This window comes from Streptomyces sp. NPDC028419 (assembly GCF_055565515.1).
Genome location: NZ_JBVHUE010000006.1, coordinates 24,280 through 45,394, shown reverse-complemented (window position 1 = coordinate 45,394; position 21,115 = coordinate 24,280). Strand labels below are relative to the sequence as shown.

The following is a 21,115-nucleotide window of genomic DNA, read 5'->3' as shown; positions in this document are numbered from 1 at the left end:
CGTCCCGGGCGTCGCCGTGTCAGTCCAGGTAGCCGCGCAGCTGGTCGGCGAAGGCGTGGTCGCGCAGTTTGTTGAGGGTCTTGGACTCGATCTGGCGGATCCGCTCGCGGGTCACGCCGAAGATCCGCCCGATCTCCTCCAGGGTCCGGGGGCGGCCGTCGGCGAGCCCGTACCGCAGCTGCACCACCTTCCGCTCGCGCTCGCCGAGGGTGGAGAGCACGGCCTCCAGGTGCTCGCGCAGCAGGAAGAACGCGGCGGACTCCACGGGCGAGGCGGCGTCCCCGTCCTCGATCAGGTCGCCGAGGGCCACGTCGTCCTCCTCGCCCACGGGGGCGTGCAGCGAGACCGGCTCCTGGGCGAGCCGCAGCACCTCCAGGACCCGCTCGGGCGTCAGCTCCAGGTGGACGGCGACCTCTTCGGCCGTGGGCTCGTACCCGCGCTCCTGCAGCATGCGGCGCTGCACGCGGACGACCCGGTTGATCAGCTCCACCACGTGGACGGGCACGCGGATGGTGCGGGCCTGGTCGGCCAGCGCGCGGGACATGGCTTGGCGGATCCACCAGGTGGCGTAGGTGGAGAACTTGTACCCGCGGGCGTAGTCGAACTTCTCAACGGCCCGGATGAGCCCGAGGTTCCCCTCCTGCACGAGGTCGAGCATGGTGAGCCCGCGGCCCACATACCGCTTCGCGACGGAGACGACCAGGCGGAGGTTCGCCTCGATCAGGCGGCGCTTGGCCATCCGGCCCATGACGACCAGTTTGTCGAGGTCCAGGACGAGGCGGGTGTCGAGGCCGGTCGCGGTGCCCAGCTTCTCCTCGGCGAACAGCCCCGCCTCCACGGCCCGGGCGAGTTCGACCTCCTCCTCCGCCGTGAGCAGTTGGATCCTGCCTATCTCGCGCAGGTACTGCCGGAACAGGTCGGCGGACGGCCCGCTTCCAGCGCTGCTGTCGTTGCGCCTGCGCTGCGTCGGCACCAGCTCGATCAGCTCCGGCGCCTCGGGCTCTTCGTCCACGGCCTCGACCTCGGGCTCGGGCTCTTCCGCGGCGCCTGCGGCTTCCGGCGCCGCTGCGGGTTCGGTCACGGACAGGGTCTGGGTCTGCACGGGGGCGACCTCCAGGGCTCCGAGGACTCAGGCACCGCAACTCAGTGTGGGGTACGACACATCGCTGCCACGAGGGGCGTGCGGACACTTTCTGAGTCCGGTGCGTGACCGGATGGTTACCCCCCGGCGAGAACCCCGATGCGGATCGGACGCATGTCCGAGATGATCGACACCATGTCCTCGTACGAGACCCACGTGACGGTGCGCTGCCCGGATCCGACGACCCTGGCCCGCCTCGAAGCCTGGTCCGGCGAGCGGCGGTTGAAGGTGACCCACATCGTCCTGGCCCGGGGCCGGATGGTGTCGCAGCCGATGCTGACCCTGCCCGACCGCACGGGCCACCGGACCCTGCTGCCCGAGCTGCGGGCGGCCGGCTTCGACCCGGTGCGGGTGAAGGTGGAGACGGTGCCCTGGACCACGGACCTCCCGGGTCCGGGGGGCGGGTACTTCGAGCACCACCTCAAGCTGCGCCTGCCGACCGCCTTCGACCGGCCGGCCCTGGAGGCGCTGGTCGCCCCGCACGGGGCCCACCTGTCGTGGAACGCGCGGCAGTTGCTGGCCGGCGGGGAGCACCACGAGCGGTTCGTGACCCAGCGGTGGCGCGGATCGCGGCGGGCGGCTGCGGCGGCCTGCGCCGCGCTGGCCGCGGAACTGGTCGGGGCGGGGTACGAAGTCCTCGCACGGGAGCGGGAGTTCGTGCTGTACGACAGCGACCTGTCGGTGGACGACGGTTGGATCGAGGAGGTCCCGGGGAGCCCGCGGGCTCCGGGGCACGAGGAAGGGGACGCACGATGAGCGGTACCGAGTGGAAGCCCTCGATCCGCGGCGGGCCGGACGACCCGGCGGAGCCGGAGTCGGAGCGGCACCGCCGGCTGGACAGCTACCCCCGGACCCTGGCGACGGGCCGCTCCGACACCGGCGCCGGCGGGAGCGCCAGTGGCAGCGCCAGCGGGAGCGGCCTGGGCTTCGACCCCGCCCTCAAGCACTTCGCCAGCGCGTTCCGCCCGCTCGACCCGGAGATCTCCGACCCCGCGGTGCACGAGGCCTGGCAACGGGCCCGGCGCGGCGCGATGGACATCGCGCTGCGGGCCGTCGGCGCCAGCGGCTGGTCGGACTCGCTCGTCCTGCGCGGCAGCATGCTGATGAAGCAGTGGTTCGGCCCGGCCGCGCGGGAGCCGCACGACCTCGACTTCGTCGTCGTACCGGCCGACTGGGAGATCGAGGAGGAGCGGACGGACCGGATGCTCGACGCCGTCGCGGCGGCGGCCGAGGAGGCGGCGCGGGAAGCGGGCGGCGCGCCGGTGTTCGCGGCGTCCGACGCCGTCTCGGAGTACATCTGGACCTACGAACGCGTCCCGGGCCGCCGCCTGGTGCTGCCCTGGTCCGCAGCCGGCCTGCCCGGCGGGCAGGTCCAGTTGGACTTCGTCTTCAACGAGGCGCTGCCGGTCGTACCCGAACCGGTACGGGTCGCCGGGGTGCGGCTGCTCGGGGCCACGAAGGAACTCTCGCTGGCCTGGAAGCTGATGTGGCTGGCCTGCGACCTGTACCCGCAGGGCAAGGACCTCTACGACGCGACGCTGCTGGCCGAGCACTGCTCCCTGCCGCACGCGCTGCTGGAGGACGTCTTCCGCCGGTCCGGGGAGTGGGAGGGGCCCGGGGGCGTCCTGCTGCCCGTCACCCCGGAGGCCTTCGCGGGCCTCGCCGGGGCGGACTGGGACGAGTTCCGCAAGGAGTACCCCGCGCTCACCGCCGGACCCGACGCCACCGCTGAGGGGCACGCCCGGCGCCTGCTCGCCCTCCTGGCACCGATGTTCGCGCGGGGCACGACCCAAGGCGGCACGGCCTAGGGCGGCTCAACCCGCATGCGGGGGCGGCGGGTCGGTGAGGGCTTCGACGCGGACCGCGCAGACCTTGAATTCCGGCATCCGGGAGACGGGGTCCAGGGCGGGGTTGGTGAGGATGTTGGCCCGGCCCTCGCCCGGCCAGTGGAAGGGCATGAAGACGGTGTCCGCGCGGATGGCGTCGGTGATGCGGGCCGGCGCGACCACCCGGCCGCGGCGGGAGACCACGGCCAGCGGACGGCCCTCCCGCGCGCCGACGCGGGCCGCGAGCCGCGGGTGGAGTTCGACGAAGGGCCCGGGGGCGGCCGCGTTCAGCTCGGCGACCCGCCGGGTCTGGGCGCCCGACTGGTACTGGGCCACCACCCGCCCGGTGGTGAGCAGGAGCGGGTACTCCTCGTCCGGCACCTCGGCGGCGTCCCGGTGCGCGACGGCGACGAACCGCGCCCGCCCGTCGTCCGTGGCGAAGCGGTCGAGGAAGAGCCGCGGCGTCCCGGGATGCGGCGCGGTGGGGGCGGCGGTGTCGGTGTCGGGGGCGGCGGCGTCCGGTTCCGGGGCGGCGGGGCAGGGCCAGAAGACGCCCTGTTCCGCCTCGATGCGGGCGTAGGAGATGCCCGCGTAGTCCGCCGGGCCGCCGGAGGAGGCGCGGCGGAGCTCCTCGAAGACCTCCTCGGGGTCCGTGGGGAACCCCTTCTCCACCCCGAGCCGGCCGGCGAGTCCGTGCAGGACGTGGAGGTCGCTGCGGACCCCCGGTGGCGGGGTGAGGGCCTGGCGGCGCAGCAGGACGCGGCCCTCCAGGTTCGTGGTGGTGCCGCTCTCCTCGGCCCACTGGGTGACCGGCAGGACCACGTCCGCCAGGGCCGCCGTCTCCGACAGCACCACGTCGGCGACGGCCAGGAAGTCCAGGGCGCGCACGCGTTCCTCTACGTGGGCGGCGCGCGGGGCGGAGACCACCGGGTTCGACCCCATGAGGAGCAGGGCTCGGACGTCCGTGCCGAGCGCGTCGAGGAGCTCGTACGCGCTGCGCCCGGGCCCGGGCAGGCTGTCCGGGTCCACGCCCCACACCCCGGCGACGTGCGCGCGGGCGGCCGGATCGGTGAGCTTGCGGTAGCCGGGGAGTTGGTCGGCCTTCTGGCCGTGTTCCCGGCCGCCCTGGCCGTTGCCCTGACCGGTGAGGCAGCCGTAGCCGGAGTACGGGCGCCCCGCGCGGCCCGTCGCCAGGCAGAGGTTGATCCACGCGCCGACGGTGTCGGTGCCCTTGGACTGCTGCTCGGGGCCGCGCGCGGTGAGCACCATGGCGGTGTCCGGTGCGCAGAACATCCGGACCGCCTCGCGCAGCCGGGGCACCGGCACCCCGGTGAGGCGCTCCACCAGCTCCGGCCAGTGGGCCATGGCGCCGGCCCGGGCTTCGGACCAGCCGGTGGTGCGGGCCGCGATGAAGGCGTCGTCGGTGCGCCCTTCGGCGACGACCAGGTGCAGCAGGCCGAGGGCGAGCGCGAGGTCGGTGCCGGGGCGCGGGGCGAGGTGCAGGTCGGCCTGTTCGGCGGTGCGGGTGCGGCGCGGATCGATGACGATCAGCGTGCCGCCGTTCTCCTTCAGCTCGGTGAGGTAGCGCAGGGCGGGCGGCATGGTCTCGGCGAGGTTGGAACCGACCAGGATCACGCAGCCGGTGCGCGGGATGTCCTCCAGGGGGAAGGGAAGACCCCGGTCGAGGCCGAAGGCGCGCTGGTGGGCGGCGGCGGCCGAGGACATGCAGAAGCGGCCGTTGTAGTCGATCTGCGAGGTGCCCAGGGCGACCCGGGCGAACTTGCCGAGCGCGTAGGCCTTCTCGTTGGTGAGCCCGCCGCCGCCGAACACGCCGACCGCGTCCGGCCCGTGCGTACGGCTCGTGCGGGCCAGGCCCTCGGCGACGGCGTCGAGGGCCTCCTCCCAGGTGGCCGGTTCCAGCTGCCCGGCATGGGTGCGGATGAGCGGCTGGGTCAGGCGCACCCGGGAGGAGAGCACGGCGGGGGCGGTGCGGCCCTTGCCGCACAGCGCGCCCCGGTTGACGGGGAAGTCCGCCCGCTCCTCCACCGTCACGGTGGCGCCCTCGCCCTCCGCGCCCGGCCCGGGGCGGAGGTTCATGCCGCACTGCAGGGCGCAGTACGGACAGTGCGTGGCGGTGACACCGGCCGCGGCCCCGGCCGGGGCCGGGGTGCTGCCGGTGGGGGCGGTGGCGGGGTCCCGAGGGTGCATGGGGCCACCTTGCGGGCGGGCTGTTACACGGGCCACCGCTCCCGGTTACGCGTCGGGTACGTCGACCTCAGCGCCCGCCGCAGCACCCGGTGAGGCGGCCCGATCACTGCCCGGTGAGGTGGCGGACGGTGAGCCCGGCCGTCCATCCGCCGTCCACGGCCAGCTCGGCTCCGGTCATGTAGCCCGCGGCGTCGGAGAGCAGGAAGGCGACGGCAGCGGCTATCTCCTCGGGGGCGCCGACCCGGCCCATCGGGGTGCCGGGGTAGTTGCCCTCGCCCGCTTCGATGCCGACGGGGGCGGTCATCGGGGTGAGCGTCATGCCGGGGTGGACGGAATTCACCCGGATCCTCGCCTCGGCCAGCTCGACCGCCCCGATCTTCGAGAGGCCGCGCACCCCCCACTTGGAAGCGCCGTACCCGGCGGTGAGCGCGAGGCCGGTGAGGCCGGCGGCCGAGGAGATGTTGACGATGGAGCCGCCGCCCTGGGCCCGGAGCAACGGGATCGCGGTCTTGATGCCGATGAAGACGCCGACCAGGTTGATCTCGACGACCTGACGGAAGTGCTCGACGCTCTCGTGTTCCAGGAACTGGCCGGTGGATATCCCCGCGTTGTTGACGAGCCCGTCGATCCGGCCGAACTCGGTGAGCGCGTGGTCCAGAGCGGCCCGCCAGTCGCTCTCACTGGTCACGTCGTGCCGCAGGAAGCGCGCCGCGTCGCCCAGCTTCTCCGCGGTGGCGGCTCCCTCCGCCTCCAGCACATCGGTGATCACCACCCGGCCGCCGCCGTCCACGACGGCCTGCGCCGCCGCGGCGCCCAGCCCGCGGGCCCCACCGGTGATGACGACGACCTTGCCGCTCAGATCCACCACAGCCACGGTTCCACACCTCTTACAGATAGGGATATGACTAATCGACATACCTGCCGAGCGGCGTCAGTCTGCCAGAGCGGTCAGGGCCCGCGACACCCCTTCCTCCTTGGGCCCCAGGAAGTGCGGCTGCGGCTTGAACACGGCGTCCACCGCCGCCTTGCCGGAGGCGAACACCTCGCGGATGCCGCCGTAGTACCAGGTCGCGTCGTGCGCCTGGTCGACCCCCACCCCGTAGGACTCGACGCCCGCCGACTCGCAGAGCGCCACCGCCCGGCGTATGTGGAAGCCCTGACTGATCAACACGGCCCGGTGCACCCCGAAGATCTCCCGGGTCCGCACGCAGGAGTCCCAGGTGTCGAAGCCGGCGAAATCGCTGACGATCCGCCCGTCCGGCACCCCGTGCCGCGTCAGGTAGGCGCGCATCGCGTCCGGCTCGTCATAGTCGCTGCGGCTGTTGTCCCCCGTCACCAGCACCACCTTGACCCGGCCCGCCCGGTACAGCGCGGCGGCCGCGTCCAGCCGGTTCGCCAGATAGGGGGTCGGCTGCCCGTCCCACAGGCCCGCCCCGAAGACCACGGCCACCTCGGCGGCGGGCGCATTCGCCGTCGTGCGCAGCCGATCCCCCGCCGCCGCGTGCGTCCACGCCGAAGGCAGCAGCGCCAGCACGCACCCGAGCATCACCCCCTGAACCACCCTGCGCCGCGTCCGCACCGTGCCCCATCCCGACCCCGAACCAGACCCCGAACCAGACCCCGCATCCGAATCCGAGCCCGAACCCGAACTGAACCTCGACGTGAACCTCGACTTGAACCCCATGACCGATCCCCCGTGCCCTCTCCTCGCGGTCCGCTCCCTGCGGCCCGCTCCCCACGATCCACACCATTCGCACAAGTTGACGAACCGGACGGGCGCCCCAGTTCCGCCCACCGCGCCTTTCACTCGTACGAATGAGCGGGTGAGCACCTGGAAAACGTCCGTCACTCCCACGCAACGACCCGGCAACCTGCACCCGTCAGGATCGGTCCATGACGGAGCCCGCGCACCCTCCCGAATCGTTTCCCCCCGCCTCCACCACGGATCTGCTGACCCGGATCACGGCCCAGCTCGGCACCCAGCTCCGCAGCGTGCGACCGCCGCGGGCCCGGCCCCACGGAGCCCACACATGGACCCACACATGCAGCCCACCCTCGTCGCCGTGGCCCACGGCAGCCGCGACCCCCGCGCCCTGCACACCGTCTCGGCCCTGCTCGACCGCGTCCGCGACCTCCGCCCGCGGCTACGGGTCCGGCTCGGCCACATCGAGCTGAACGAACCCCTGCTGGACACCGTGCTCGACGCCCTCGACCCCGGCGCGGCGGTGCTCGTACCGCTGCTCCTCGGCCGCGGCCACCACGTCAAGCACGACCTGCCGGCGGCCGCCGCCCGCGCCCCCCACCTGCACGTGCGCGTCGCCGCCCCGCTCGGTCCGCACCCGCTGCTCGTCGAGGTGCTGCGCGACCGGCTGCTCGAAGCGGGCTGGACCCCGGGCACCGCCGCCGTCCTGGCCGCCGCCGGATCCCGCGACCCGGACTCGGCCGCCGACACCCGCGCCGCCGCCGCGCTGCTCTCCGAACGCCTCGGCGGGGTCCCCGTCGTCGCCGCCTACGCCTCCGCCGCCGCGCCGCGCGTGCCCGAGGCGCTGCGCGCCCTCGCCGCCCGCGGCCACCACCGGGCCGCCGTGGCCTCGTACTTCACCGCGCCGGGCCGTTTCGCCGCCCAGTGCGCGGTGGTCGCCCCCGGCCCGGCCGCCGACCCGCTGGGCGCCCACCCGGCACTCGCCCGGCTCGTCCTGCGGCGCTACGACGAGGCCCTGGCCGGATGGCTCGCGGACCGCGCGCGAACCGCCATCGACCAACGCTCCGGCCACACGGACCCGCGGGAACTGGCCACCGCGTAGGACCGGCGCGGGCCCGCCGCAGGACCGCCTTCGTTCGGATTGCTCCGATTGTCGGTGTCTCCGGTTAACGTCTGAGCATGGAAGGCATGGAAGGCACCACCCCCGTCCCCTCACCCGTCTCGTACGATCCGGCCGCGGTCGAGCGCTGGGCCGCCGAGCCCGACAAACGCCCGGGCCGTACGGCCTTCCAGCGCGACCGGGCCCGCGTGCTGCACTCCGCCGCGCTGCGCCGCCTCGCCGGGAAGACCCAGGTGGTCACCCCCGGCACCCGTTCCTACGACTGGGACGCCAGCCCCCGTACCCGCCTCACGCACTCCCTGGAATGCGCCCAGGTCGGTCGGGAGCTCGGCTGGGCGCTGGGCTGCGACCCCGACCTCGTCGAAGCCGCCTGCCTCTCGCACGACATGGGCCACCCGCCCTTCGGGCACAACGGCGAGGAAGCGCTCAACGAGTTCGCCAAGGACTGCGGCGGCTTCGAGGGCAACGCGCAGTCCCTGCGCCTGCTGACCCGGCTGGAGCCCAAGCGGTTCGCCCCGCATCCGGACACGGGCGAGCTGGTCAGCGTCGGCCTGAACCTCACCCGGGCCTGTCTCGACGCCGCCACCAAGTACCCGTGGGCCCGCGGTGACCACCCCACCGACCCCGGCTCGGTGAAGTTCGGCGCCTACGAGGACGACCTGCCGGTCTTCGAGTGGCTGCGGCGCGGCGCGCCCGCCGACCGCAAGTGCTTCGAGGCCCAGGTGATGGACTGGGCGGACGACGTGGCGTACTCCGTCCACGACTTCGAGGACGGGCTGCACGCGGGCCACCTCGACCCCAACATGCTGTTCGCCGAGCCCGAACGGGACGAGATCTGGCGGGTCGCCATCGGGCGCTACGTCCCGGCGGACACCGATCCCGGGGAACTGCGCGCGGCGCTGGACCGTTTGATGGAGCAGGAGTGGTGGCCGCACGGCTACGACGGCTCCGCGGTCGCCCAGGCCCGTCTCAAGGACGCCACGAGCCAGCTGATCGGCCGCTTCTGCCTGGCCGCGGAAGGCGCCACCCGCGCCGCCTACGGCACCGGCCGGCTCACCCGGTACGCCGCCGAACTGGTGGTCCCCCGCGAGGCGCGCAACGAGTGCGCCGTCCTGAAGGCGGTCGCCGACCTGTACGTGATGCAGCGCGACGAACAGGAGCGCCTGCGGGCCGACCAGCGCATCGTCCTGGCCGAACTCGCGGAGGCGCTCAGCGCCCGCGCCCCCGAGGGACTGGACCCCCAGTTCCGGGCGATCTTCGACGCCGCGCCGGACGACAAGGCCCGCAAACGCGCGGTCATCGACCAGATCGCCTGCCTCACGGACGCCGCGGCCCGCTCCTTGCACTCCCGCATCGCGCTGCGCCCGCGACGCGCCGGAAGGTGAGCCGATCGGGCCACTCCCCCTTCACGCGGCAGGCTCGGTGCGGGACGCTCGCATGTGGTCGCATGTGGCGGAGAGGTTATGAGGAGGCATCAGGTGGTCGACGCACACCGGACGTTTGTCATCGTCGGCGGAGGGCTGGCCGGAGCGAAAGCGGCCGAGACGCTGAGGTCGGAGGGGTTCACCGGCCGGGTCATCCTGATCGGCGACGAGCGTGACCACCCCTATGAACGCCCACCCCTGTCGAAGGGGTACCTCGCGGGCAAGGAGGAGCGCGAGAGCGTCTTCGTGCACGAGCCGACCTGGTACGCGCGTGCGGACATCGAACTCCACCTCGGGCAGCCCGCGGTCCAGCTGGACCGCGACGCCAAGAAGGTCGTCCTCGGCGACGGCACCGTGGTGCACTACGACCGGCTGCTGCTGGCCACCGGCTCCGAGCCGCGCCGCCTCGACATCCCGGGCACCGATCTCGCCGGGGTCTACCACCTGCGCCGCCTCGCCCACGCGGAGCGGCTGCGCGGGGTGCTGGCCACCCTGGGCCGGGAGAACGGCCACCTGCTGATCGCCGGGGCGGGCTGGATCGGCCTGGAGGTCGCGGCCGCCGCCCGCGGCTACGGCGCCGAGGTCACCATCGTGGAACCGGAGGCGACTCCCCTGCACGGGGTGCTCGGCCCGGAGCTGGGCCGGGTCTTCGCCGACCTGCACGCCGCGCACGGCGTCCGCTTCCACTTCGGCGGCCGCCTCACCGAGATCAGCGGCCGCGACGGCATGGTGCTCGCCGCCCACACCGACGACGGCGAGGAGCACCCGGCGCACGCGGTGCTCGCCGCGATCGGCGCCGCGCCGCGCACGGCGCTCGCCGAGACCTCCGGGCTCGCCCTGGTCGACCGGGAGCACGGGGGCGGCATCGCGGTGGACGCCTCGCTGCGGACCTCGGACCCGGACGTCTTCGCCGCCGGTGACGTGGCCGCCGCCCACCACCCGCTGATGGGGACCCGGCTGCGGGTCGAGCACTGGGCGAACGCGCTCAACGGCGGACCGGCCGCGGCCCGGGCCATGCTGGGCCAGGAGGTCTCGTACGACCGGGTGCCGTACTTCTTCTCCGACCAGTACGACGTGGGGCTGGAGTACTCGGGGTACGCCCCGCCCGGCGCCTACGACCAGGTGGTGATCCGCGGGGACGTGGCCAAGCGGGAGTTCATCGCCTTCTGGTTGTCCGAGGGCCGGGTGCTGGCCGGCATGAACGTGAACGTGTGGGATGTCACCGAGCCCATCCAGGCGCTGATCCGCGCCGGGGTGGAGGTGGACCGCGACGCGCTGGCGGACCCGAGCGTCGCGCTGTCCTCGCTGGTCACGTCCTCGGAGCGGGCCGGGTAGCCCGGCGGCGCGAGGGCGGGAAGGGGAGGGGAGGGGCGGCGGGTGGGATTGTCCGAGCCCGGCCGTAGACTTCACGCGTGGCAGGCAGGATCAACGACGACGATGTGAAGGCGGTCCGGGACGCGGTCCCGATCGACGCCGTCGTGTCCGAGTACCTCCAGCTCCGCAATGCGGGCGGCGGCAACCTCAAGGGCCTCTGCCCCTTCCACGACGAGAAGTCCCCCTCCTTCCAGGTCAGCCCGAGCAAGGGGCTCTACCACTGCTTCGGCTGCCAGGCGGGCGGGGACACCCTCGACTTCATCATGAAGATCGACCACCTCTCCTTCTCGGAGGCGGTCGAGCGGCTGGCGGGCACCGCCGGAATCACCCTGCGGTACGAGGAGGGCGGCTACACCCCCGGTCAGAGCGGGCGCGGCGAGCGCATCCGGCTGGTCGAGGCGAACAAGGCCGCCGCCCAGTTCTACGTCGACCAGCTGGACGGCCCCGAAGCCGAGATCGGCCGGAAGTTCCTGGCCTCCCGCGGCTTCGACCAGGCCGCGGCCGCGCACTTCGGCGTGGGCTACAGCCCGGCCGGGTGGGACCACCTCACCCGGTTCCTGCGCGGCAAGGGCTTCACCGACAAGGAGCTGATCCTTTCCGGCCTGTCCCAGGACAGCCGCAGCGGCAAGCCCATCGACCGCTTCCGCGGGCGCCTCATGTGGCCCATCCGCGACATCACCGGCGAGGTGGTCGGCTTCGGCGCGCGCAAGCTGCGCGACGACGACAACGGGCCCAAGTACCTCAACACGCCCGAGACCCCGATCTACAAGAAGTCCCAGGTCCTCTACGGCATCGACCTGGCCAAGAAGGAGATCGCGAAGACCTCCAGCGCGGTCGTCGTCGAGGGCTACACCGACGTCATGGCCTGCCACATGGCCGGCGTCACCACCGCGATCGCGACCTGTGGCACGGCCTTCGGCGGGGACCACATCAAGATCCTGCGCCGGCTGCTGATGGACAACGCGACCGCCGAGGTGATCTTCACCTTCGACGGTGACGCGGCCGGGCAGAAGGCGGCGCTGCGGGCCTTCGAGGACGACCAGAAGTTCGCCGCCGAGACCTCCATCGCGATCACGCCCGGCGGTATGGACCCCTGCGACCTGCGGCTCGCCGAGGGCGACGCCGCCGTGGCCGCGCTCGTCTCCTCCCGCACCCCCCTCTTCGAGTTCGCGCTGCGGCAGATGGTGGCCCGGCACAATCTGGAGAACCCGGCGGGCCGCGCGGCCGCGCTCGACGAGGCGGCCCCGGTGGTCGCGGCCATCAAGAACATCGCGATCCAGCACGAGTCGGCGGTCCAGCTCGCCGGCATGCTGGGCATCCGCGACGAGCAGTTCGTCGTCAAGCGGGTCTCCCAGGTCGCCCGCTGGGCCCGCGAACGCGGCGGCCGCCCCGGGCAGGGCCAGGGCCAGGGCCCCGGTCAGCAGCAGGGCGCCCGTACCCGGTCCGCGCACGACCAGGGCGCCCCGGAAGCGGCCGGGCACACCCCGGGTCCCGCGCTGAACCTGCGCAGCCCGGCCCACCGCACCGAGCGGGAGCTGCTCAAGCTGGCCCTGCAGCGCCCGGCCCTGGTCTCCCCCGCCTTCGACGCCTACGGCCCCGACGAGTTCACCGCGCCGCCGTACGCGGCGGTCCGCCAGGCGATCCAGGACGCGGGCGGCGCCTCCCTGGGCACCGACGACTACCTCGCCCGGGTCCGCGACGCCGCCCCCAACGACACCGTCCGCGCGATGGTCACCGAACTGGCCGTGGAGGCCATCCACGCCAAGACGGTGGACGAGATCTACGCCGGGGTCCAGCTGGTCCAGGTCCGGCTGCGCGCGGTCGACCGCCGGGTCCACGACATCCAGGGCACCCTGTCCCGGCTGGGCCCGAACGCTCCCGCGGAGCAGCTCGCGGCCGTCCAGGAAGAGCTGTGGGTGCTCCAGCAGTACGGACAGCGCCTGCGCAACCGCGGCGCCGAGGGCCTCTAGGACCCGAGGGCCTCTAGGGCGCGGCGGGCCCCATGCGGCGCAGCCAGTCGCCGCCCGGGATCGGGGTGCCGGCCCGGGCCAGTGCGTCCGCCAGCTGCGGAGCGGCCAGGTAGACCCAGGCCGCGGCCGTGGTGCCGTCGGGGCGCAGGGTGGTGCGCCGGACCCGCTCGTAGAGGTTCAGCGGGCTGGCCGGCCCGTGGTACTCCTCCAGCCGGTCCAACTCCGCCAGCAGCCGCGCGTACTGCCCCGGCGCCGCGGCGACCAGCTCCCCGAGCGTCTGCGCGCCCGCGCACTGGACGGCGTAGGGATAGCCGGGACCGTCGTAGAGCAGCGCGTCCGGAAGCCGGGCCTGCTCCTCGGAACGGGTGCGTCCGCGCAGGAAGGCGTCGTGGTTGACCTCGCCGGGGCGCAGCGTGCCGTAGACGAAGAAGGGCAACTCCTCCTCTTCGACCGGCGACTGTTCTCCTGGCCGATTGACCGATGCCATGCGTGACGCCCCTCGGATAGAACGGTACGGACCGGGTGCGACGGACCGCGCGCCCGGCCGGACCGTCCGACCGGCCACCCGGACGGACACCCCGGACGGGTGGCCCCGCGCCGCGCGCCCGGTCCACCGTACGCACGCCCCTCACCCCGACGGCACCCTCCCTCCCCCATGAGCCGACCCCGCTTGTCCCGCCGCCTCACCGCCGCCCTGCTGTGCGCCTGCGCGCTCGCCGCCGGCGGCTGCGCCGCGCCCGGCGGACTCTCGCCGGGGGAACCCGCGCCGCCCATGTCCCCCCAGCCCCGGCCGGATCCGATCTGGCCCGCCTGGACCGAACACACCGATCAGGCCCCCGGCGTCGAGGTCGGCACCCGGGTGCCGCCGCCGCAGCCGCTCAAGGGCGCTCCCGCGGTGCCCGCGGGCGGGCTCGGGGCCATGTCGTACATGGAGATCCTGCGCGCCGACCCGATGATGCGGCCGTACACCCGCCAGGGGGCGATCAGCGCACCCGGCCGGGCCGGGGTCCGGCCGCCCGTCTACAAGGACCTGACCGCGAGCGGCGGCCTCGAACTGATCGCCGCCGCCGACACGGAGAGCGGCCGCTCGGTGCTCAGCGTGTACACGGTGGTCGACGGCCAGGTCGTGTCCGTCCTCTACACCACCGGCCTGCGCATGGAGGTCGAGGCGATGGGAGCCGACCTGCTCGTACGGACGACCCCCGACGAGGGCATCGAGCAGGCCGCCCGCTTCCGCTGGGACGGCACGCGGATGACGGTCTCCAGCGAGGAGAAGCGCTACCACAAACCCGGTTCCGGTACGGCTCCCGATACCGGCCCCGGCGCCGGCCCGGGCAGCGACTGGGCGGCGGGCCGGTGACGACGCCGCCCGGGGGCCGCCTCCCGCTCCGCCGTGGCCACCGGCTGCGCTCCCTCGGCCTGCGCTGGAAGATCGCCATGCTCCTCGCCGTCGGCTGCTCCCTGGTCGCGGTCACGATCGGCGTCTTCATCCACCGGGCCCGCGTCCACCAGGTGTCGGCCGCCGCCCGCACGGGCGCGACCGTGGAGCTCTTCCGGGTCCGCCAGTTCTACGAGCTGACCGGCCGGCTCGATACCGACAAGACGGGCGCGGCCGCCGGCGAGGTCGACGCCCCGGGCCTGCCGCCCCCGCTGCGCGACCTGGCCCTCAGCGGGCGGCGCAGCACCTACATCGACATGTCCGGCGACCACCCCACGGTGTGGGCCGCGCGCCCGATCGACGGCAAGCACACCCTGTCGGTCCACCAGTCGCTGGCGGCGGAGCAGGGCGAGCTGGCTGATCTGGACCAGCAGCTCGTGGCGTACGGACTGGCGGTCGTCACCCTGGCGGCCGTTGCCGGAGCCCTGCTGGCCAGCCGGCTCAGCAAGGGGCTGCGGACGGCCGCCGAGACCGCCCGCCGGATCACCGACGGCGATCTGGACGCCCGGATCGGGTCCCCGGGCGTGCCGGGAGCCCGCGACGAGGTGGCCGACCTGTCCTCGGCCGTGGACATGATGGCGGCCAGCCTCCAGTCCCGGCTGGAGGCCGAGCAGCGCTTCACGGCCGACGTCGCGCACGAGCTGCGCACCCCGCTGACCGGGCTGCACACGGCGGCCGAGCTGCTGCCGGAGGGCCGGCCGACCGAGCTGGTGCGCGACCGGGTGGCCGCGCTGCGCAGCCTCACGGAGGACCTGCTGGAGGTGGCGCGGCTGGACTCGAACCGGGAGGAGGCGGCCCTGGACGTGCACCGGCTGGGCCCGCTGGTCGCCGCGATCACGGAGCGGTCGGGGGTCGCCGCGGACATCCGGTTCACGGCGGAACTCCCGGATCCGCCTCCGGGGCCGCACCAGCGACCGCGCCCGGACACGGTGGTCCGGTCGGGCGCGAGCGCGTACGTACGGACGGACGTGCGGCGGCTGGAGCGGATCCTCGGCAACCTCCTCGTCAACGCCCGCAAGCACGGCGGCGGCGCGGTCGAGGTCACCGTCCGCGGGACCACGGTCGCGGTGCGGGACCACGGCAAGGGCTACCCGGAGCAGCTGCTGCGCGAGGGGCCGCAGCGGTTCCTGACCGGCACGGTCGAGCGGGGGCAGGGCACCGGCCTCGGGCTGACCATCGCCTTCGGGCAGGCCCAGGTGATCGGAGCCCGGGTGGAACTGTCCAATCCGGCCGACGGGGGCGCGCACGCCCTGCTCACGCTCCCGCCCGCGCCGGCTCCCGGCGGCGGCGACGCGTCGCCTCGTCACCCGGACGGGGCGGGGGCACCCGGATGGCCGCGGAGCGGTCCTGACGTGCCGTGATGGCGGGACACGCCCGAGCCGCAGCGGAATCTGACATTCCATCAGGAGGCGCTCCACGCGCACCCGGGCTTACCTCGGAACACGACCCCGTTTCCCAGGAGGACCCGTGCGCCGACGCACCGCCCACGTGCTCACCGCCACCGCACTGACCGCCGTCGCCTTCGCCGGTCCGGTCGCGGGAGCGGTGGCCGCCGCGGACTTCGGCGTGGGGAGCTTCGCACCCGGGGACTTCGCCCCGCTGGAGGTCTGGCCCAAGTCTGCCGTCGCCGGCACCACGGTCACCGTGAACACCTCCGCCTGCGGGCGCGCCAGCCACGCCGAGGGGGACGCGTCCACGGTGGGCGGCGGCCGGTTCAAGCTGACCCCGGGCACCCGCGCGGAGATGGTCGTCGGGCAGTTCCAGGTCTCCCGCGACACCTCGCCCGGCACCTACGAGATCGGCGCCACCTGCGCGGACGGCAAGTTCGCCACCGGTGACCTGGTCGTCACCGAGCGCGGCCCGCAGGGGCACGTCCGGACGGGGGTGGGCGGCGGCACGACGACGACCGCCGACCCCACCAAGATCGCGGCGGGAGCGGCCGTACTGGCCGTGACCGCCGTCGGCGGTACCTGGTTCCTGCGTCGCCGGGCGAGCGGCACGCGGAACTGACGGACGCCCACCGCGGCCCCGGCCGCGGTCCGACCGGTACCGCCCCGCCGTCGCCCGCCCCGCGAGGTCCCCCCCGTTCGCGGGGTCGGGCGACGGCCTCTTCCACCGCGAGCACCGCACCACCCGCGCCACCGGCAAGCACCCGCACCAAGGGGGCACGCATGCGCACCTCCGGCCACGACCGCGACCACCACCACGGCCCGCACCGTCCACACCACCGTCCCGGCCCCGCCCCGCACCACCGCCTCCTGGCGGCCCGCGGCGCCGGTACGGGCGCCGGTCGCGCCGGGCTCGTCGCGCTCACCGCCTGCGTCGGCATCTGGTTGGTCACCAGCGGCTCCGCGGAGCCGGTCCATCCGCCCCGACCGTCCCCGGCGGACGCCCTCGCCACCACGCCCCGCGTACGGGCCGCCGCCCCGCTCCCCGGCTCCCCGCCCCGGCGGATCCGGATTCCCGCCATCCGGGTGGACGCCCCGCTGACGGGCCTCGACCTGGAGGCCGACGGCAGCCTGGCGGCCCCGCCGCCCGCACGCCGCGACCTGGCCGGGTGGTACCGGGACGGCACCACCCCCGGCGCCGTCGGCACCGCGGTCATCGCCGGGCACGTCGACACCGCCACCGGCCCGGCGGTCTTCTACCGGCTGGGCGCGCTGCGCCGCGGGGCCCTGATCGAGGTGACCCGTGAGGACGGGCGCACGGCCGTGTTCACCGTCCACGCGGTGGAGGTGTACGACGCCGGGGCCTTCCCCGACCGGCTCGTCTACGGGCCCTCGCCACGCGCCGAACTGCGTGTGATCACCTGCGGCGGCCGCTTCTCGCCGCGCACCGGCTACCAGGGCAACGTGGTGGTGTTCGCCCACCTCACGGACGTCCGCGAGCAGCCGCGCACCGCGGCCTCCGAACCATCCAGCCACTCCGGCCCCTCTGGCACCGAGGACCCCGATTAGCCCCACTGCTCCAGGCCGAGCTTGACGACCAGCGCGGACACCACCGTCAGCAGGACGACCCGCACGAAGCCGCTGCCCTTCTTCAGCGCCATCCGGGCGCCCGCCATCCCGCCGATCAGGTTGAAGACGGCCATCAGCGCGGCCAGCTGCCACATCACCTCGCCCTTGGAGGCGAAGACGGCGAGCGCGCCGGCATTGGTGCCGACGTTCACGATCTTCGCGGTCGCGGAGGCCGTGACCAGGTCGAGGTGGAGCAGGGCGGTCAGGGCGAGGACGAGGAAGGTGCCGGTGCCGGGGCCGATCAGGCCGTCGTAGAAGCCGATGCCGAGCCCGGCCAGGCCGATCGCGGCGACGACGCGGCGCCGACTGACGGGGCCGGTGGCCGGGGCGGAGCCGAAGCCGGGGCGGAAGATCACGAACGCGGCGACCAGCAGCAGCACCACCATGATCACGGGGCGCATCGTGTCCTTACTGAACACCCCCGCCAGCACGGCCCCGCCCGCGGCGCCGGCCATCGCGGCCAGCCCGATCCGGGTCGCGATGCGCACGTCGACGGGGGCCTTGCGGGCGTACGTCACCGCCGCGCCCGTGGTGCCGACGATGGCCACCGCCTTGTTGGTGCCGAGGGCGTGCGTCAGCGGCACCTGGGACGGCAGGCCGAGCATCAGGGCGGGCAGGAGCAGCAGTCCGCCGCCGCCCACCACCGCGTCGATCCAGCCCGCGGCGGCCGCTGCGGCGCACAGCACGATGATCATGGTCGTTGATATGTCAGGCACGGCCCGACCCTATGGATCTTGTGGGTGCAAGGGCCATCAATCCCGGGAAACTTGCGCAAGGTTTGAGCTTGGACCTGCGGGAATCCGGTCCGGGGCCACCGGAGCGGACGGTTCCACCGTTGCGGTCAGCATCGTCGCCGCGAGCACGCTGGCCAGCCCGAGCCCCGCGGCGACCCGGCGCCCGGCCGGTACGCAGGCCAGCGCCCCCAGCAGCGCGGGGCGCACCGGCGGCTTGCGGTGCCGGGCGCGGGCCGCGGGGACCGGCCGTACGGGCGGCGCGGCGGACACCGGGTCGACCGCCTCCGCCGCTCCGACGGACAGGGCAACGTGCAGCGGGTGACGCATGGAGCGGTCGCCTCTCGGGGGCATCAGGGGCATCAGGAGCTGAAGCATTCGGAATGGATACGTCCGTCCGGCACCCCGGCCCGCAGCAGCGCGGCCCGCGTCGCCCCGGCCATCCCCGGCGGCCCGCACAGGTAGACGTCGTGCTCGACCAGGTCGGGCACCAGCTCGGTCAGCGCCCGCGGGGCCAGCGGATCATAGGCCGCGTCCGAGGGCCCGAGCAGGTAGTGCAGCCGGGCCCCGCGCCCGGCGGCGATGGCCTCCAGCTCCGACCACAGGACGAGGTGCTCCTCGGCCCGCGCCCGGTAGAGCAGGGTGATGTCCCCCGGCTCGCCGGGCAGCGTCTCGAACAGCGCCCGCATCGGGGTGATCCCGACCCCGCCCGCGATGAGCAGCACCTGCGGCCGGGTCCGGCGGGCCGCGGTGAGCGCGCCGAAGGGGCCGGTGGCGAGCACCCGGGTGCCGGGGCGCAGCCTGCGGATCCGGCGGCTGTGGCCGCCCAGCGCCTTCACCGTGATCCGCAGGGTGTTGCCCCGGACGGGGGCGGAGAGGGAGAACGGCAGGGCGGTGTACCAGAGCCTGCGCCGGAGGAACCGCCAGCGCAGGAACTGACCCGGCTCGGCCCGCAGTTCGGCGAGGTGCGCGCCGTACATGACCACGGACACCACCCCGGGCCCCTCATCGCGCACCTCCAGGACCCGCAGCGCGTGCCGCAGGGCCTGGCGCACGGGCACCACGCCCCGGTACCAGAGCAGCAGCACCGCGACCACGGTGTGCGCCAGCGCCCAGAACCAGGCGACGGGGCGCAGGTCCGGGCCCGCGAGCTGGTGGACGAAGGCGAGCGCGGCGGCGAGGTAGACCAACAGGTGCACCCCGCGCCAGGTTTCGTGCGAGACCCGGCGGCGTACCGCCCGGGCGGAGGTCACCCCCACGCAGACCAGCAGCCCGGTCCCGGCGGTGGCGGCGGCGAGCGCCGGGTAGCCCAGCAGGTCCCGGGCCGCGGTCAGGACGTCGAGGCCGCCGTGGACGGCGTACCCGAGGAGCGCGAAGAGGGCGTGGCCGAAGCAGAGCAGCAGGACGTGGCGGCCGCCGAGGGCGTGCCAGCGGGCCAGCCGGTCGGCGCCCACCCCGTGCTCGACGGCGGGCACCCGGGCCATCAGGAAGAGCATGACGAGGATCCCGTACCCGGCGAGCAGCCCGGTGAGGTGCGCGGCGGTGGCGAAGAGCGCGTCCAGCCGGGCCGAGGGGTGCACCTGCACCGCCCAGAGCAGGACGACCAGCGCGGCCCCGACGCCCATCGCACCCCGGACCCGCACCGCCGTCACCGCACCCGCACCCGGCACCGCGACCGCCCCGAGGACCGCCCCCCACCCGCCGCGCACCCGCGCGTCCACCGCCGTGCCCCGCCCCGCCACATCTCGCATGCGGCCCACGCTAGGCGGCCGCGGCCCCCTCCGGATGATCCTTAAGGCGGCCTTGAGGAACGCCTCACGGCCCCTTAACCCGGGTGCTGAGACGCGTGTTCCGTACGGGTAACAGAGGCGATGCGGCCGGGAAACAGCGGGCGCGCAGGCTGACGCCATGACCTCGCAACAGCACGTGGTGGTGATCGGTGGCGGCCTCGCGGGCCTGCGGCTCGCGGGCCGGCTCGGCGCGGACGCGACGGTGACCGTCCTCGGCGAGGAGACGCACCTCCCCTACAACCGGGTCCTGCTCGCCGAGGTCCTCGCGGGCCGCTACGCGCCGGAGGTGACCGCCCTCCCCGCCCCCGGCCCCGCGTTGCGCCGGGGCGTGCGGGCGGTGCGCGTCGACCGGGCCGAGCGGCGGGTGCGCTGCGACGACGGCAGCACCCACCCGTACGACGCCCTGGTCCTGGCCACCGGATCCAACCCGGTGCTGCCGCCCCTGCGCGGGCTGTTCGAGCCCGACGGCCGGGACCTCCCGGACGGGGTGCACGCCTTTCGCACCATGGACGACTGCCTGGCCCTGGACCGCGCCGTCACCGCCCGCCTCGACATGAACGCCGTGGTCATCGGAGGGGGGCTGCTCGGGGTCTCCGCCGCCCGCGCCCTCGCCGAACGCGGGGTACGGGTGGTGCTGGCGCAGCAGGGCACCCGGCTGATGGAGCGCCAGCTCGACGAGGACGCCTCGGCCCTGCTCCACAGCCACCTCGGCGAACTCGGCGTCGAGATCCACACCGAGTGCCGGGTGCGCGGCCTCACCACCCGCGCGGACGGCGCCGGTCGCCGGGTCACGGGCGTCGAGCTCGCGGTCGGCCTCCACCTCGACGCCGACCTCGTCGTCCTGGCCTGCGGGGTGCGCCCCCGCACCGGCCTGGCCCGGGCGGCGGGACTCGACGTGCGCAAGGGCGTCGTGGTCGACGACGCGCTGCGCACGAGCGATCCGCGGATCCACGCCATCGGCGACTGCGCCGAGCACGCGGGCCGCGTGTACGGCCTGGCCGGCCCCGCACTGGAGCAGGCCGACGCCCTCGCCGCCCACCTCACCGGCGCGGCCCCGGCCGGATCCGGGCCGCCGCGCTACAGCGGCACCCGCGCCCTCACCCGGCTCACCCTCTCCCGCGGCCCGCGCCCCCTGGACCTCGCCGCCTTCGGCGAGACCACCGCGCGGCCCGGGGACGACGTGATCCGCCTCTCGGACGCCACCCGGCGCACCTACCGCAAGGTCGTCGTCCGCGGCGACCGGCTGGTCGGCGGGGTCCTGCTCGGCGAACTCTCCACCGTGGGCGCCCTCGCCCGCAGCTGGGAGGGCGACGAGCCCCTGCGCGCGCACGACGACCTCTCCCACCTGCTCACCGACGACGGAGGCTCCTGAAC

General features: G+C 74.5%; 18 protein-coding genes and 1 pseudogene. 11 read left to right on the top strand and 8 right to left on the bottom strand.

Annotation, left to right across the window (positions count from 1 at the left end):
- Nucleotides 1-19: 19 nt before the first annotated feature.
- On the bottom strand, nucleotides 20-1,102 hold the full coding sequence (locus tag ACZ4UB_RS09205; protein ID WP_468069299.1) for an RNA polymerase sigma factor: 1,083 nt from the start codon (nucleotides 1,100-1,102) through the stop codon (nucleotides 20-22).
- A gap of 153 nt (nucleotides 1,103-1,255) precedes the next feature.
- On the opposite strand from ACZ4UB_RS09205, the gene ACZ4UB_RS09200 reads away from it, so the two are divergent.
- Both ACZ4UB_RS09200 and ACZ4UB_RS09195 read left to right on the top strand, forming a co-directional pair.
- Complete coding sequence (locus ACZ4UB_RS09200) at nucleotides 1,256-1,897, top strand: hypothetical protein (RefSeq protein ID WP_468069297.1); 642 nt, start codon at nucleotides 1,256-1,258, stop codon at nucleotides 1,895-1,897.
- Nucleotides 1,894-2,949 carry a nucleotidyl transferase AbiEii/AbiGii toxin family protein gene (locus ACZ4UB_RS09195; protein WP_468069296.1) on the top strand — a complete coding sequence of 352 codons (1,056 nt, stop codon included), beginning with the start codon at nucleotides 1,894-1,896 and terminating at the stop codon, nucleotides 2,947-2,949. Before ACZ4UB_RS09200 ends, ACZ4UB_RS09195 begins: the two co-directional genes overlap by 4 nt.
- Before the next feature lie 6 nt (nucleotides 2,950-2,955).
- Here ACZ4UB_RS09195 and ACZ4UB_RS09190 read toward each other — a convergent pair whose 3' ends face one another.
- From ACZ4UB_RS09190 to ACZ4UB_RS09180, 3 genes are all read right to left on the bottom strand, one after another.
- Complete coding sequence (locus tag ACZ4UB_RS09190) at nucleotides 2,956-5,175, bottom strand: molybdopterin oxidoreductase family protein (protein ID WP_468069295.1); 2,220 nt, start codon at nucleotides 5,173-5,175, stop codon at nucleotides 2,956-2,958.
- 103 nt (nucleotides 5,176-5,278) lie between these two features.
- Nucleotides 5,279-6,043: a glucose 1-dehydrogenase gene (locus ACZ4UB_RS09185; RefSeq protein ID WP_354380330.1), complete on the bottom strand. Its 765-nt coding sequence runs from the start codon at nucleotides 6,041-6,043 to the stop codon at nucleotides 5,279-5,281.
- A gap of 63 nt (nucleotides 6,044-6,106) precedes the next feature.
- Complete coding sequence (locus ACZ4UB_RS09180) at nucleotides 6,107-6,721, bottom strand: SanA/YdcF family protein (protein WP_468069653.1); 615 nt, start codon at nucleotides 6,719-6,721, stop codon at nucleotides 6,107-6,109.
- A gap of 347 nt (nucleotides 6,722-7,068) precedes the next feature.
- Here ACZ4UB_RS09180 and ACZ4UB_RS09175 point away from each other — a divergent pair.
- The 4 genes and pseudogenes from ACZ4UB_RS09175 (at nucleotide 7,069) to dnaG (ending at nucleotide 12,765) form a co-directional block, all read left to right on the top strand.
- A pseudogene (locus ACZ4UB_RS09175) lies at nucleotides 7,069-7,979 on the top strand (sirohydrochlorin chelatase).
- 77 nt (nucleotides 7,980-8,056) lie between these two features.
- Nucleotides 8,057-9,382, top strand: coding sequence for a deoxyguanosinetriphosphate triphosphohydrolase (locus ACZ4UB_RS09170; protein WP_468069294.1), 1,326 nt, complete (start codon nucleotides 8,057-8,059; stop codon nucleotides 9,380-9,382).
- Nucleotides 9,383-9,475: 93 nt separating this feature from the next.
- Nucleotides 9,476-10,756 (top strand): NAD(P)/FAD-dependent oxidoreductase, encoded by a 1,281-nt coding sequence (locus ACZ4UB_RS09165; protein ID WP_468069292.1) that lies wholly within the window; start codon nucleotides 9,476-9,478, stop codon nucleotides 10,754-10,756.
- Between the two features lie 77 nt (nucleotides 10,757-10,833).
- On the top strand, nucleotides 10,834-12,765 hold the full coding sequence (gene dnaG / locus ACZ4UB_RS09160; RefSeq protein WP_354380152.1) for a DNA primase: 1,932 nt from the start codon (nucleotides 10,834-10,836) through the stop codon (nucleotides 12,763-12,765).
- 13 nt (nucleotides 12,766-12,778) lie between these two features.
- Here the strand turns inward: dnaG and ACZ4UB_RS09155 are convergent, their stop codons facing one another.
- A complete protein-coding gene (locus ACZ4UB_RS09155) occupies nucleotides 12,779-13,252 on the bottom strand; it encodes a gamma-glutamylcyclotransferase family protein (RefSeq protein WP_468069291.1) in 474 nt (157 codons plus the stop codon).
- Between the two features lie 168 nt (nucleotides 13,253-13,420).
- On the opposite strand from ACZ4UB_RS09155, the gene ACZ4UB_RS09150 reads away from it, so the two are divergent.
- The 4 genes from ACZ4UB_RS09150 to ACZ4UB_RS09135 all read left to right on the top strand — a co-directional run bounded on the left by ACZ4UB_RS09150 (nucleotide 13,421) and on the right by ACZ4UB_RS09135 (nucleotide 17,160).
- Entirely contained in the window at nucleotides 13,421-14,125 is a 705-nt protein-coding gene (locus ACZ4UB_RS09150) for a hypothetical protein (protein ID WP_468069289.1), read from the top strand.
- The gene (locus ACZ4UB_RS09145) at nucleotides 14,122-15,564 is read left to right on the top strand and encodes an ATP-binding protein (protein ID WP_468069287.1); all 1,443 of its coding nucleotides are present in this window, start codon (nucleotides 14,122-14,124) and stop codon (nucleotides 15,562-15,564) included. The genes ACZ4UB_RS09150 and ACZ4UB_RS09145 overlap by 4 nt, the downstream gene beginning before the upstream one ends.
- A 106-nt stretch (nucleotides 15,565-15,670) precedes the next feature.
- Nucleotides 15,671-16,213, top strand: coding sequence for a hypothetical protein (locus ACZ4UB_RS09140; RefSeq protein ID WP_468069286.1), 543 nt, complete (start codon nucleotides 15,671-15,673; stop codon nucleotides 16,211-16,213).
- 161 nt (nucleotides 16,214-16,374) lie between these two features.
- Nucleotides 16,375-17,160: a class F sortase gene (locus ACZ4UB_RS09135; RefSeq protein WP_468069285.1), complete on the top strand. Its 786-nt coding sequence runs from the start codon at nucleotides 16,375-16,377 to the stop codon at nucleotides 17,158-17,160.
- On the opposite strand, the gene ACZ4UB_RS09130 is transcribed toward ACZ4UB_RS09135, so the two are convergent.
- The 3 genes from ACZ4UB_RS09130 to ACZ4UB_RS09120 are packed head-to-tail and all read right to left on the bottom strand — an operon-like array spanning nucleotide 17,157 to nucleotide 19,702.
- Entirely contained in the window at nucleotides 17,157-17,936 is a 780-nt protein-coding gene (locus ACZ4UB_RS09130; RefSeq protein ID WP_468069284.1) for a sulfite exporter TauE/SafE family protein, read from the bottom strand. The genes ACZ4UB_RS09135 and ACZ4UB_RS09130 overlap by 4 nt on opposite strands.
- A gap of 36 nt (nucleotides 17,937-17,972) precedes the next feature.
- Nucleotides 17,973-18,281: a hypothetical protein gene (locus ACZ4UB_RS09125; protein ID WP_468069283.1), complete on the bottom strand. Its 309-nt coding sequence runs from the start codon at nucleotides 18,279-18,281 to the stop codon at nucleotides 17,973-17,975.
- A gap of 32 nt (nucleotides 18,282-18,313) precedes the next feature.
- Nucleotides 18,314-19,702 (bottom strand): ferredoxin reductase family protein, encoded by a 1,389-nt coding sequence (locus tag ACZ4UB_RS09120; RefSeq protein ID WP_468069282.1) that lies wholly within the window; start codon nucleotides 19,700-19,702, stop codon nucleotides 18,314-18,316.
- 157 nt (nucleotides 19,703-19,859) lie between these two features.
- Here ACZ4UB_RS09120 and ACZ4UB_RS09115 point away from each other — a divergent pair, with 157 nt between their 5' ends.
- Nucleotides 19,860-21,113, top strand: a complete 1,254-nt coding sequence (locus ACZ4UB_RS09115) for an NAD(P)/FAD-dependent oxidoreductase (protein ID WP_468069281.1) — start codon at nucleotides 19,860-19,862, stop codon at nucleotides 21,111-21,113.
- Nucleotides 21,114-21,115 lie beyond the last annotated feature (2 nt).